Below are 13,161 nucleotides of genomic sequence, written 5' to 3'. Positions count from 1 at the left end.
GCAACTCCTATCAAAAAAATACGCGGAATACCATTCAGCAAGAAAATAAAACACTTATATAAGGTACCGAAGCCTTCCTGAACAGTCAAGTCATTTCCATTTAAGTAAAGCATGGCGGCACATCTACATGACGGTATATCGTATGAAATGGTTTTATCTTTTGCAACAAAAAAACCAGCTGCCGGTGCAGCTGGTTTTTCATTCCTTATTTTAAGAAGATAAAGTACAGGATAAATACGATAAACAGCCCGTACATGATTGGATGAACCTCTTTGGCTTTTCCTTTGCACACCATTGTAATCGGATAGAAAATAAACCCGATGGCAATACCAGTCGCAATGCTGTACGTTAACGGCATCATGATCATGGTAAGGAAAGCAGGAACGGCCACTTCGAACTTATCCCAAGCGATTTTGCCAAGCGGCGCCACCATCAATGCACCAACAATAATAAGCGCCGGCGCTGTTACATTTGACGTAACGACTGATAGGAGCGGAGAGAAAAACGTAGCCAGTAAAAAGAGAATCCCTGTTACAATTGCGGCAAATCCTGAACGGGCACCCGCAGCGACACCTGAGCTTGATTCCACATAAGAAGTTGTTGTAGACGTACCAAGCACGGCACCGATCACAATAGAAGATGAATCAGCTAAAAGCGCACGGCCCGCACGCGGCAATTTGTTTTCCTTCATTAAACCAGCTTGTGTCGCCACAGCAACAAGTGTACCAGCTGTATCAAAAAATCCGACAAACAAGAATGTTAAAATAACGATCAGCATTTGTACAGAGAAAATATCCGGGAGGTGAATCCACGCTTGTCCGAAAGTCGGCGCAAGGCTTGGCACACTGCCGACAATTTGAGTCGGAACCGGAACCAAACCGAAAATCATGCCGGCTACCGCTGTTAATAACATCCCGATAAACACGCCTGCGTTCACGCGAAGCACCATTAAAATAACCGTGACAATCACACCGAAAATCGTTAACAGCACAGGACCGCTGTGAATGTTTCCGATCGTGACGAGCGTAGAAGGATTTGCAGTAATGATTCCTGAGCCTTGCAAACCAACGAATGTAATAAACAGGCCGATCCCCGCACCGACTGCCAATTTCAGCTCAGGCGGAATGGCGTTGATGATTTTTTCACGAAAACCTGTTAAAGAAAGAGCAACGAAAATAAGACCTGAAATAAAAACACCAGACAAAGCTGCCTGCCATGAAATACCCATACCAAGGACAACAGAAAACGCAAAAAACGCGTTCAGCCCCATACCCGGCGCGATGGCAATCGGATATCTCGCTATTAATCCCATTAAGATACAGCCTGCTGCAGACGCCAGCGCTGTCGCTGTAAAGACTGCACCCTGGTCAATTCTCAGCGCCTCCGGAAAATCTTTCACGCTCTCCAAAGCAAGCGTAATCGGATTGACGAACAAAATATATGCCATAGATAAAAAAGTCGTTAATCCGCCAATGATTTCATTGCGATAGCTGGTGCCCAGCTCATCAAACTGAAAAAACGTTTTCAAGCTATTTGACTCCCTTCACTCTTTGCTATTTATTCTGTCCTGAAAACGCCAAATAAAAAACGCCCCAATACATTTTGGGACGCTTGACTACAGACGGATTTCAGTTTGAATAAATAAACGTGTTTTATTTATATCAAACGAAAGAAATGTTTACGTAGTCAAGCCATTTACGGTAGCTTGGTAGAGACTTGCGAGCCATATTCCCGCGATTATACGAATTCATCTTATTTGATTTCTGTGTCTATTGTACCAACTTCATTTTGAATTGACAATATAAACAACGAACATTACTTATTAAAAAAATTGGTTTATTCGTCTATTGACTAAATTGGCAACAATGATAAAAACCGTATGCATGACTTCATACGGCTTTTCAACTTATGATTATTTTATCTTGAAGGCTGACTCACCTGATGCACTGGTACAGTAAACGAGAATGGCTTTAGTTGAATCAGGTCATTTAAAACGCCTTTATCAATATACAGACCGTATTCATTAAACTCAAAATGCTTTAAAGACAGCTTATCAAGATAAGCGTCATCCAGTTCAAAAGTTGATAACATTTCGGCTGTGTCCATATTCTTCACTTCAGCTTTATTCCATTTCAAATAATAACCTTCTTCATAATAAGCCATTGGATCAGACCATGATTGCATTTTTTTCATATCACCAAGGCCAATCATTTCACCTATATTCACTAAGTCATCTTTTGACATATTTGAAGTATCAACTCCAGTGAAACGGTAATGAACCAATACTTCCCTCCCCTCTTGTTTAATGTTATTGATTTCTATCCCTATGTTTTGATGCTTTGTTTCCGAAAGACGATACGGCATCTCTGCATTTAGAGGGACGATTTCACTGCCCTCAGCCTCAGATCTAATATCTGCAATTAATGTTAGCTTTTTCGCTTTTGGATTGATTGGTGATTCTAACTGTGTTTGTCCTTTTGCTCTTACCGTTCTCTCGTTTACCTTTATGCGATCTCCAAGTTCGATGTTTGATGCTGACATCTCATATGTGTTTCCTAAATCATCTTTAACTTCGTTAATTTCAACCGTATCATGCTTTGCTATGCCTTGATAATCGATTGTAAATTGAAGGACAGATCCAAGTTTCCCGTTTTCCACTTGAATATTGGAAAATTGATAACGATTATGATAAGCCGATATAATTTTTGAGCTTTCTAAATAACCCGCATTCTTTTTGGTAATAGGCAGTTTGAATCTCCAATTTCCCGGTATTTCATTGATATGAGTCATCACAAAAGGCACGGTATCCCCATTCTTTATTTCTGTCCCCTTTGTATAAAGCCTTAATTGACCAGCATATTGTTTGTTATTTAATTTTTTGAGCATTAAGGAATCGTAGTTGATTGAAAAATTATTGTTAAAACTCGCTTTACTCACATTATAACTGAGCTCTTTTTCATCAGACTGGAGGTTATCAACAGTAAAGTTATACACAAGCTGTCCGGCATCGTAATAGGAGCTGTTTACAGAAACAGTGATTCCCCTGGAGTCTGCTTTTTCATTTAAAGCTGTGACCAAATTGCTTTTAAACAATGATAGACCAACTTTATCTTGAAAATCCTTATAAATTTGTCCGACAATGGGTATGCTCCCCATCGCTTTGTTTACAGAGGGAAGAAAAAGACCAGATGATAAATACAATATACATACCACAGCAGCAATAGCCATTCCATTTGTAATAGTTCGTGCCCATTTAAAACGGCGCCTTGTGTTACTTTCATTTTCAGCACGAACGACAGCTTGATGTATTGCCTCTTTGAGTACTTTCTTTGGCACTTCAATGTTATCAAATATCTGCTTCATTTGGTGTTTGTCCATTTGTTTTGATCCTCCTTTTCCAGCTCCTGTTTCAATGCTTTTCTCGCTCTATGTAAATGGGTTTTAATTGTGCCTTCTGCCATTCCTGTTTGTTCAGCTATCATTGAAATCGAATAATCTTGAAAATAATAGAGCTGAATTGTTAACTGAACATGTTCATCAAGTGTATCCAGCGCATTGCGCAAGTCTATATATTCTTCAATATTCCTTTGGTCCGTGCCAGTGTCATGATGGCTTTCAAACGGAACTAATTCCCCCTGCTTTTTCTTCATTGCAAAAATTGAATTAATAAGAATTCGGGTGAGCCACGTTAAAAAGTACTTTGGCTCTTTTAGTTTTTCTATACCTATAAAAGCTTTATAAGCCGTTTCCTGTACAGCATCAAGTGCATCTTCTTTATTTCTTAAATAGAGATAAGCTGTTTTATATAAAGTCTCCTGATGTGCCAGCATAAGCTTTTCAAAGGCCCGTGCATTTCCTTTTCTCGCCTTTGTAATCAATCTTTCTTCCTTCACCTTATCCACCTCCTATGTTGTTAGATACAAAAATTGTCGAAACGGTTTCAAAAAGTTAACAAAAAAAACGCCCCTTTTGAAAAAGGGACGTTTTTCTCATTGTTATTTACTTATTCCCACTCAATCGTCGCAGGCGGCTTACTTGTAATATCGTACACCACGCGGTTAATGTGCTTCACTTCGTTTACGATACGTGTCGAAATGACTTCAAGCACATCCCACGGGATACGCGCCCAGTCAGATGTCATGCCGTCGATTGATGTAACGGCACGGATTCCGATTGTGTAATCATATGTTCTTGCGTCACCCATAACACCAACGCTGCGGATGTCAGGAAGAACAGTGAAGTATTGCCAGATATCACGCTCTAAGCCGTGATTTGCAATTTCTTCACGCAAGATTGCATCTGATTCACGAACGATTTCAAGTTTTTCTTCTGTTACTTCGCCAAGAACGCGGATTCCGAGTCCCGGTCCTGGGAACGGCTGACGCCATACGATTTCATCCGGAATGCCGAGCTCTGTGCCAAGCGCGCGCACTTCGTCTTTGAAGAGCGTATTTAACGGCTCGATCAGCTCAAACTGCATGTCTTCAGGAAGTCCGCCGACATTGTGGTGAGATTTGATCGTTTGCGCCGTTGCTGTACCGCTCTCGATGATATCTGTGTAAAGCGTACCTTGTGCAAGGTAGTCGATGCCTTTGAGCTTGTCCGCTTCATCATCAAACACGTAAATGAATTCATTACCGATGATTTTGCGTTTTTGCTCAGGATCAGAAACGCCTTTTAGTTTGTTTAAGAATCGATCTTTTGCGTCTACTTTAATCACATTCATGTTAAAGCCTTCGCTGAATGTTTTCATAACACCCTCAGCTTCGCCTTTACGGAGAAGACCATGGTCTACAAAGATACAAGTCAGCTGGTCGCCGATCGCTTTATGAATCAAAACAGCAACAACTGAGGAATCAACGCCGCCGCTTAGCGCGCAAAGAACCTGTTTGTCTCCGACCGTTTCACGGATTTTTTGCATTTCGATTTCGATAAAGTTCTCCATTGACCATTCGCCTTCGCATTCGCAAACACCGAATACAAAGTTTTTCAGAAGATCATTGCCGTATTCAGAGTGGCGCACTTCCGGGTGGAACTGAACGCCATACCATTTTTTGTCCGCTTTGCTCATCGCTGAGTTCGGGCAGTGATGGCTTGTCGCGTCAACAGTGAAGCCTTCAGGAACTTCTACAACCAAATCGCCGTGGCTCATCCAAACCACTTGTTCGTTTGGAAGATCTTTGAACAAATCAGGTGTGCCTTCGATGCGGATGTTTGCTTTTCCGTATTCACGCTGGCTTGCCGCTTCAACTTTACCGCCAAGGTAATGAGTCATCAGCTGCATGCCGTAGCAAATTCCCAAAACAGGAATATCAAGCTCGAAGATTTTCTCGTCACAGCGGAAAGAGTTTTCATCATACACACTGTTTGGACCGCCGGATAAAATAATTCCTTTTGGATTCATTTTTTTAATTTCTTCAGCCGTCAATGTATGTGGATGCAGCTCGCTGTAAACACCGAATTCACGGATACGGCGTGTAATCAGCTGGTTATACTGACTGCCGAAATCAAGGACAAGAATCATTTCATTCACTAACTTTGTCATGGTTGTCACCTAATCTCCTCTAAGTTTTTTGACACAGAAAAAAACGAGGACAGATATGAAGCTCGCTCCGCCCTCTTTGGCAAGGCCGTTTGCCGGAGTCAGGCCAACTCGCTCCCAGACTCCGATAATATTCACTAATTCTAACAACACGTTGATAAGCGGTCAAGACCATCTTCTTTTAATTAAATTTTCCCATAACTCTCTGGAATCATTCCAAAGCGCTGAAGAATCTTCATTTCTGTAAAGCGCCCTTTCATAGCTTAATGTCAGCTTTGACATGTCTTCTATGTCGTATTTTTCATCGATTCGTTTTGCATAATCACGCAGCGTTTCACTGCCTCGTTTCGGCAGTCCTTTTCTCTTCAGTTGTTTCAGCAGCGCGTCATATGCCTCAAAAAACGCGTGCTGATCGTTGCGCCGCTTCAATTTCCTCACGGCGAAAACAGGAATCCATAACGAGCGGAAAACATACAGCAATACAGCTGCCACCAGGAGGACTGCAAGAATCGCAAGCGCTGCATACAAGCCCGCACCGGAATTGGTATGTGAAGCGGACGGCTTTTTAGAAACAGCTGGCTCCCGCTTTTCCTTTTGTTTTTCCTCTTTTTGCGGCTGTTTTTTCTCTTCTTTCTGTTTCTCTTTTGCTTTCTTCGGCGAGCTGCTTTTATCGCTGCCGGAGTCCTTTGTGTCAGAAGAAGTAAATTCAGCCGGATTTGTAAACCCTTTAGTCGGCTCAAATGTAACCCAGCCCTGTTCCGGGAAATACACCTCTACCCAGGAATGGGCATTGTTATTTGTCACTTCGTAGATGTTGCCATTTTTGTTTCCTGCTTCTTTGTATTCGCCGGACGTATAACCCTTTACCCAGCGGGCCGGAATCCCGGCCGAGCGCAAGAGCACCACCATGGCGGAAGAAAAGTTATCACAATAACCCATTTTCGTTTCAAAGAGAAATTGATCGACATAATCTTCATCATTCTTAGGAATGGTCACGTTTTCTGTTTCATATGTGAACGCATTTGACCCTAAATAGTCCTCAACCGCTTTCACCTTATCAAACATATTGTCGTGATCCTGAGTCAGTTTGATCGCAAGGGTTCTCACCCGCTCTGGCAGTGAATCTGGAAGCTGCATGTAGCGATCGCTGAATGTGTACTCCTCACTGTTTTTTCTCACTTTTACCTTTCTCAGTTCATCCAGCTTATAGACCGGGGAATTGTACGTTACAGTATAATTCCCCATATTTCTGATTTCACCGGCTTGTTCACTGATCGGAGAAATTTGCTCCGTGTTGCCGTTCATTTCAAGTGAGACAGCCTGCTTTGGCTGAATGATTTCCGCACCAATCGGATACATCAGATGGTTATACCCGTAGTGCTTATCGACTTTTACACGGACGGTGCGGCGCTCTGTCGCAACCTTATGGTCAAACCACAGATTTTCAACTTTTCCATTGCTAAGCTGATACGACATGCCTGTGTCTGTTTCAATCCAGCCTTTCCCGGTATACGTATCCTTCGTTTCCACACGGAAATACGTACGCTCTTTTCCCTGCCATGTAAAAACAGGTGTAGCATCCTGCTGGAACGGGCCGCCGAGTGATTCATCATGATTCCCGTATCCGATTTTGCTTTCCCCTGCAGACACGCGGTCTTGATGAGTGATTTTTTTAAGAAAAGGCACCGGATCAGGCCAGGCTGGATCTGATTTTGGAGCGGCGAGTCCGTATCCCGTTGCAGCCAAAACCAATACAGATAAAGGAAGAAACCATTTCAGGACAGATGTTTTTGGCAGTGTGATTCTTTCCATCAGCTTAATGCGCTCCAAGTATAAAAGGCCCAGCATAAAGAAGCCGATCAGCACGATACGGATGACGGCAAAAGTGGCATCATATGGCGTAAAGGTATCAAGAATCGTAATATACGCTACTGTCATCATAAAGAAAAACAAAATTCTTCTCTGGTAAATCACCCAATAATGCAGGAGATAGACCAGCAGCCACAGCAGCACAAAAAACAGCAGGGTCCGAAATGAAGGAATCATGTCATTCCATTGCCCAGATTGAATCAGCGTGATATTCAGATAGACATCCTGCAAAAAAGAGCTGACCCAGCTCAAGTCGAATATAGATCCTTGATAAAACAGGATGTGTATCGAGATCAATGTAAATATGACACAAAAAGGAACGGTGACAAACCACCTCATCCTGAAAAAAGTCAGCAGAAACGTCAAACCGATAAAGACACTAAAAAAGCCTGTATGTTTCGTTTCAGTAAAACTGTCAAGCGGCCTGAGCCACTCCCACAGCAATAAAAAAGCCAGAAAATAAAATAACAGCAAGCTCAAACGGCTTCCCTTGTGATCATCGTGCGGCATGTGAACCAGTCACCTCTCTTTCTAAACAACACGCGAAACTCGCCCGCCCCTCATGACCCGAACTCTGATTTGGCGTTTCATCATGCGTTCAATCATGACATTTTCAGCTTGAGAGAGCTCAGCATCTTTCTCTTTTGCCAGTATCACCGTAATCCGGCCGCCTCCTATTTCTGCGAGGTGCAGCATATCTTCCGTTAACTGTCCCGTGACAACAACTTGATCAGCTTGGCGAACAGATGGCTTTCCCAGCTCTTCCCGTGCATATCGGCTTATCGGGTCTGCCGCATCACAATGAGCGATGGCTAAATGCCGAAGCATGTGCTTGAAATGCTGATCCCCTTCCTGAATAGGGAAAATGTTTTTTTCCTTCCCGATGGAAGCCAGACCAGCACCCGCGCCGTTTTTTAAAACAGAATGAAGAATCGAAGCTGTCACTGAAACGACCTCTTCGAATGCGTCTGAGGAAAAACGGTCCATCAGCAGAAACAGATTTTTGCTGCGAGAAGGCTCAAATTCCTTCGTCATCAGCTGGCTCCGCCGTGCAGAGGTCTTCCAATCTAACGCAGCAAACCGGTCTCCCGGCTGATAATTCCGCACACTTGCTGCGACTGAGGAATGGTGCTGATGAATAGGAGAAGAACCGCTTACACCGTCTTCCTGATGCCTCTCATTCACCTGATAGGAAAAACGCTGAAAGAATGGATAAACAAACAGGGTATCATCCAGCTCAAAAAATGCTGTTTTTTCAATCAAGCCAAGAACATCCCCGGTTCGCACCCTGACAGAATGAAAGTGATGCTCTCCGCGCGGTACCCGAGCTAATTCATAGGACATCGTCATGCTCCGTTTAAACCAAGGAAAAACGAGCCGTTTGGCCGCGGTTTCGTCTCGGTTGAAGGACTCAATTCCTTCTGGCAGGCAATCTTCAATTACCATATACATCAGGGGAAACGGCAGCTTTCTTCTCAGCGTAACCGTTACGCCCAGCCTGTCCCCCGCATGCAATTGTGTTTTATCCATTTGCCTTGAAGCCTGAAAAGAACGGAGCGGATACAAGGCCAGCAGCCCGGCATACAAGACAAAAGGGAGAAACGCGTAAAACAAAAACCAGCTGACAAAGCCGCCCTGAAACATCGCATAAGAAAAAACAGCAGCCGTCAATAAAGTTAATATAATCAGCTTCCAACCATATACGAGCCATTGCCATTTCTTATTCATCAGCGGACCGACGACCTTTGAACCGGCACCTTCACAGCTGACATGATCTCCCTTACGATCGCTTCTGCCTGAATCCCTTCAAATTTTGCCTCAGGATGAAGCATCATCCGGTGCGGCAGCGTGAAAGGAGCTAAATATTGAATATCATCCGGTATGACATAGTCGCGATGATGTAGCAGCGCGTATGCCTGTGCCGCTTTCATGAGGGCGATTGAGCCGCGCGGACTGACGCCTAATTGAACAGAAGGATGCTGTCTCGTTTTCTGCACAATTTCAACGATATATTCCTTAATGCTGTCATCAGCACGGACATTTTGCACTTCCCTCTGTAAACAGATGAAGTCTTCTTTTGCAATAACCGGCTCAAGCGTCTCAATCGGATGGCTTTTTTCCTGAAGAGATAAGACGTCAAGCTCTTCATTAAAGGACGGATAACCCATCCGAAGTTTGAATAAAAAACGGTCAAGCTGAGCTTCCGGCAAAGGATAGGTTCCTTCATATTCGACCGGGTTTTGCGTTGCCATCACAAAAAACGGATCGGCAAGCTGCATCGTATGGCCATCTACCGTGACGCTTCCCTCTTCCATCGCTTCGAGCAAAGCCGACTGTGTCTTCGGAGAGGTACGGTTGATTTCATCTGCCAGCACGATATTTCCCATAATTGGGCCGGGACGATATTCAAATTCCATCGTTTTCGCATTATAGATAGATACCCCTGTTACATCAGATGGCAGCAAATCCGGAGTGAATTGGATTCTTTTGAAATCGGCGCCGATTGACTTTGCCAGCGCGCGGACCATCATCGTTTTTCCGACTCCGGGTACATCCTCAAGCAGCACATGCCCTTTGGCAAGAAGGGCTGCTAAGCTGAGTATGGCGATGTCTCGTTTTCCAACCATTACTCTATTAATATGTTCAACTGCTTTCCCCAGCAAAGGATGCAGGTCTTCTTGATATGCCATTCTTTTCCTCCTAGTCATCTACAAAATTCATCATAATGTAACCTAACTTTACCACAAAAAGCAATCTGTATAAAAAAACGATTCAAGCAAATTGTTTCCAATAAAGCAGGGCAAATCACGCAAAAAAGCTTCCTGTGACAGGAAGCTCCAGATTGTTGACAAAATCCTAAAATGGCTTTCATTTTAGGGTTTTGTCATCTTTTCAGCGTGATCGAAAACCCTTGAAGTCTAGGAAGGACGAGCATAGGAGCGGAGCGAATGTTCTAATTCGTGAGCACCGAAGCGCAGACCTGACAACGAATGCGAGGGTTTGTCGACACGCTGAAGCTTCCTGTGACAGGAAGCTCCATTATTTGTGTTCTAAAGGCTCCATATGAACATGCGAATAATCAATCGCATGCTCCTCCTTCATTCTCCGCTCAATTTCATTGGCTATATCGTGGCTTTCCGTAATATTTAAATCTGCCGATACCTCAACCACCACATCAACATGAACCGTACTGCCCAAGTATCTTGCTTTTATGTCTTTTAAACGGCTCACACCGGAGATTTTTTCGATTGTCTGTTTATAAGCGGAAATGTCCTTTATGTCGAATCCATCTGTCAAAGAGTGAGATGACTCTTTAAAAATATCCCATGCGGTCTTGCAAATAAGCAGACCGATCACAAACGCAGTGACCGTATCAATCCAAGCAAGATGGAATTGAGCAGCCACAATGCCGATAAATGTGCCGATACTGACGAATGCGTCTGATTTATTATCAGCAGCCGCAGCAAGGAGCGCCTGGCTCTTCACCTTTTTGGCCAGCCTTTTATTGTACCGATAAACGATCAGCATCAGGACTGCCCCGCCCGCTGCCGTCCAAGCCGCAATCATATCCGGCGTCTCTTGTTTAGCAGAAAAAATAGATTCTCCGGCGCTGAACAGCACTTGCAGGCCGACAACCATCATAATAAACGATGCGATAAGCGATGCAATCGTTTCCGCTCGAAAGTGGCCGTATGGATGATCTTCGTCAGGAGGCTTTTGAGAGATGCGCAGGCCAATCAGCACAGCAACAGAAGCAATAATGTCAGTTGTATTATTTAACCCGTCTGCCGTAAGTGCTTCCGAGTGAAAAAGATAACCGATGATCAGCTTAATTGCGGAAAGAACTAGATACGCGGCAATGCTGACCAGCGCTCCGGATTCTCCCTTTTTCAGTTCATCATATCTCTCCATACAAAACCTCCTCCCCGCTCACATTTTCCTATTATTATCTTACAAAGCTGATCCGCAGTGGGTCTACAGAAACATGATTCACCCGCCACAGAAAAATAGTGACGAAGGAACACTTTTTCTCTCATCCAATTTATTTGCTCCGCCAAAAAGCCCATCAGATCCAATGACACCAGCGCTTCTCGCATTCTATCGAATTGTAAATAGTACACAAAATCACACAGCGAATAAAAAACGAAACATTTTTTCCACACATTCGCTGAAAGCGCAAACAAAACACTACAAATTTGAAATAAGCTGGTATATTTTCTTACACGAATTTTCGACAAACTGTATATTTATGATAGAGTTTCAATTATCATAATATTCAGTAATGATTGCATTTTAAAAGGAGGTAACTTATGAACCAGTCTCAATCAGGATTAAAAAAGGAATTAAAGACCCGCCATATGACAATGATTTCGATTGCCGGTGTAATCGGAGCCGGCCTATTTGTAGGCAGCGGTTCAGTGATTCACTCGACCGGTCCGGGTGCCGTTGTTTCTTACGCGTTAGCCGGATTATTGGTGATTTTTATTATGAGAATGCTCGGTGAGATGTCTGCCGTAAACCCGACGAGCGGATCGTTTTCTCAATACGCTCACGACGCCATCGGACCGTGGGCAGGATTTACAATCGGCTGGCTGTACTGGTTTTTCTGGGTGATCGTCATCGCGATCGAAGCCATTGCCGGTGCTGGCATTATTCAATACTGGTTCCATGATATTCCGCTGTGGCTGACAAGTTTGATCTTGACCATTGTGCTCACCCTGACAAACGTCTACTCCGTTAAGTCTTTCGGTGAGTTTGAATATTGGTTCTCCCTCATTAAAGTTGTGACTATCATTGCTTTTCTAATCGTTGGTTTTGCCTTTATTTTTGGCTTTGCACCGGGCAGTGAGCCAGTCGGTTTTTCGAATCTTACAGGCAAAGGCGGATTTTTCCCGGAAGGCATCAGCTCCGTATTGCTCGGCATTGTCGTTGTCATCTTCTCTTTTATGGGAACTGAAATCGTTGCCATTGCAGCAGGGGAAACATCCAACCCGATCGAATCTGTGACAAAAGCCACCAGATCCGTTGTATGGCGCATCATCGTCTTTTACGTGGGCTCAATCGCCATTGTCGTGGCGCTGTTGCCATGGAATTCAGCAAATATTTTAGAAAGCCCTTTCGTCGCTGTACTTGAGCATATAGGAGTGCCGGCAGCCGCACAGATTATGAACTTTATCGTCCTCACAGCCGTACTCTCTTGCCTGAATTCAGGTTTGTATACCACATCCAGAATGCTGTATTCACTAGCAGAAAGAAACGAAGCGCCGCGCCGTTTTATGAAATTGAGCAAAAAAGGCGTTCCCGTACAAGCCATTGTGGCCGGGACATTTTTCTCTTATATCGCGGTCGTAATGAACTATTTTTCACCGGATACCGTCTTTTTATTCTTAGTCAACTCATCAGGCGCAATCGCTTTACTCGTCTATCTTGTCATCGCTGTTTCCCAGCTGAAAATGCGAAAAAAACTCGAAAAAACAAACCCGGAAGCATTGAAGATCAAAATGTGGCTCTTCCCTTTCCTAACCTACTTGACCATCATCGCCATTTGCGGAATTTTAGTGTCCATGGCGTTTATTGATTCCATGAGAGACGAGCTGCTGCTGACAGGCGTCATCACGGGAATCGTTCTGATTTCTTACCTTGTGTTCAGAAAACGCAAGGTGAGCGAGAAAGCGGCTGCCAACCCAGTTACACAGCAGCAGCCCGATATCCTGCCTTAATGCTGATCAAATCCTAAACGGCCTGCCGTT

At 43.8% G+C, this 13,161-nt stretch carries 10 protein-coding genes and 1 riboswitch; of the genes, 2 read left to right on the top strand and 8 right to left on the bottom strand.

What is annotated here, in order from left to right; genetic code table 11:
- Nucleotides 1-205: 205 nt before the first annotated feature.
- The 8 genes from pbuG to mneS form a co-directional block, all read right to left on the bottom strand.
- Entirely contained in the window at nt 206-1,528 is a 1,323-nt protein-coding gene (pbuG, locus tag MKX71_RS03495; RefSeq protein WP_041851234.1) for a hypoxanthine/guanine permease PbuG, read from the bottom strand.
- A gap of 135 nt (nt 1,529-1,663) precedes the next feature.
- A riboswitch (purine riboswitch) is annotated at nt 1,664-1,765 on the bottom strand.
- 152 nt (nt 1,766-1,917) lie between these two features.
- Nucleotides 1,918-3,378, bottom strand: a complete 1,461-nt coding sequence (locus tag MKX71_RS03490; RefSeq protein ID WP_339231738.1) for a DUF4179 domain-containing protein — start codon at nt 3,376-3,378, stop codon at nt 1,918-1,920.
- Complete coding sequence (locus MKX71_RS03485; RefSeq protein WP_167407938.1) at nt 3,360-3,893, bottom strand: sigma-70 family RNA polymerase sigma factor; 534 nt, start codon at nt 3,891-3,893, stop codon at nt 3,360-3,362. Before MKX71_RS03485 ends, MKX71_RS03490 begins: the two co-directional genes overlap by 19 nt.
- A gap of 110 nt (nt 3,894-4,003) precedes the next feature.
- Nucleotides 4,004-5,545, bottom strand: a complete 1,542-nt coding sequence (guaA, locus tag MKX71_RS03480; RefSeq protein WP_003233970.1) for a glutamine-hydrolyzing GMP synthase — start codon at nt 5,543-5,545, stop codon at nt 4,004-4,006.
- A gap of 162 nt (nt 5,546-5,707) precedes the next feature.
- The gene (locus MKX71_RS03475; protein WP_339231736.1) at nt 5,708-7,921 is read right to left on the bottom strand and encodes a DUF4129 domain-containing transglutaminase family protein; all 2,214 of its coding nucleotides are present in this window, start codon (nt 7,919-7,921) and stop codon (nt 5,708-5,710) included.
- 21 nt (nt 7,922-7,942) lie between these two features.
- A complete protein-coding gene (locus tag MKX71_RS03470; RefSeq protein WP_339231735.1) occupies nt 7,943-9,139 on the bottom strand; it encodes a DUF58 domain-containing protein in 1,197 nt (398 codons plus the stop codon).
- Nucleotides 9,139-10,101: a MoxR family ATPase gene (locus MKX71_RS03465; RefSeq protein ID WP_003233978.1), complete on the bottom strand. Its 963-nt coding sequence runs from the start codon at nt 10,099-10,101 to the stop codon at nt 9,139-9,141. The genes MKX71_RS03470 and MKX71_RS03465 overlap by 1 nt, the downstream gene beginning before the upstream one ends.
- Before the next feature lie 349 nt (nt 10,102-10,450).
- Nucleotides 10,451-11,323: a manganese transporter MneS gene (gene mneS, locus MKX71_RS03460; protein WP_015382984.1), complete on the bottom strand. Its 873-nt coding sequence runs from the start codon at nt 11,321-11,323 to the stop codon at nt 10,451-10,453.
- A 73-nt stretch (nt 11,324-11,396) separates the two neighbouring features.
- On the opposite strand from mneS, the gene MKX71_RS03455 reads away from it, so the two are divergent.
- Nucleotides 11,397-11,684, top strand: a complete 288-nt coding sequence (locus MKX71_RS03455; protein WP_163182153.1) for a hypothetical protein — start codon at nt 11,397-11,399, stop codon at nt 11,682-11,684.
- 37 nt (nt 11,685-11,721) lie between these two features.
- Nucleotides 11,722-13,131, top strand: a complete 1,410-nt coding sequence (gabP, locus tag MKX71_RS03450) for a GABA permease (protein WP_003233998.1) — start codon at nt 11,722-11,724, stop codon at nt 13,129-13,131.
- The last annotated feature ends 30 nt before the right edge of the window (nt 13,132-13,161 follow it).

Source organism: Bacillus sp. FSL M8-0071 (genome assembly GCF_037975455.1).
Lineage (GTDB): Bacteria > Bacillota > Bacilli > Bacillales > Bacillaceae > Bacillus > Bacillus subtilis.
This window is presented reverse-complemented; position numbering and strand designations above follow the sequence as displayed.

Bases quoted from the DNA above. Each gene is read 5' to 3' on its own strand.
- MKX71_RS03490 (WP_339231738.1), bottom strand. From the start codon at position 3,378: ATGGACAAACACCAAATGAAGCAGATATTTGATAACATTGAAGTGCCA.
- guaA (WP_003233970.1), bottom strand. From the start codon at position 5,545: ATGACAAAGTTAGTGAATGAAATGATTCTTGTCCTTGATTTCGGCAGT.
- MKX71_RS03475 (WP_339231736.1), bottom strand. From the start codon at position 7,921: ATGCCGCACGATGATCACAAGGGAAGCCGTTTGAGCTTGCTGTTATTT.
- MKX71_RS03470 (WP_339231735.1), bottom strand. From the start codon at position 9,139: ATGAATAAGAAATGGCAATGGCTCGTATATGGTTGGAAGCTGATTATA.
- MKX71_RS03465 (WP_003233978.1), bottom strand. From the start codon at position 10,101: ATGGCATATCAAGAAGACCTGCATCCTTTGCTGGGGAAAGCAGTTGAA.
- mneS (WP_015382984.1), bottom strand. From the start codon at position 11,323: ATGGAGAGATATGATGAACTGAAAAAGGGAGAATCCGGAGCGCTGGTC.
- MKX71_RS03455 (WP_163182153.1), top strand. From the start codon at position 11,397: ATGATTCACCCGCCACAGAAAAATAGTGACGAAGGAACACTTTTTCTC.
- gabP (WP_003233998.1), top strand. From the start codon at position 11,722: ATGAACCAGTCTCAATCAGGATTAAAAAAGGAATTAAAGACCCGCCAT.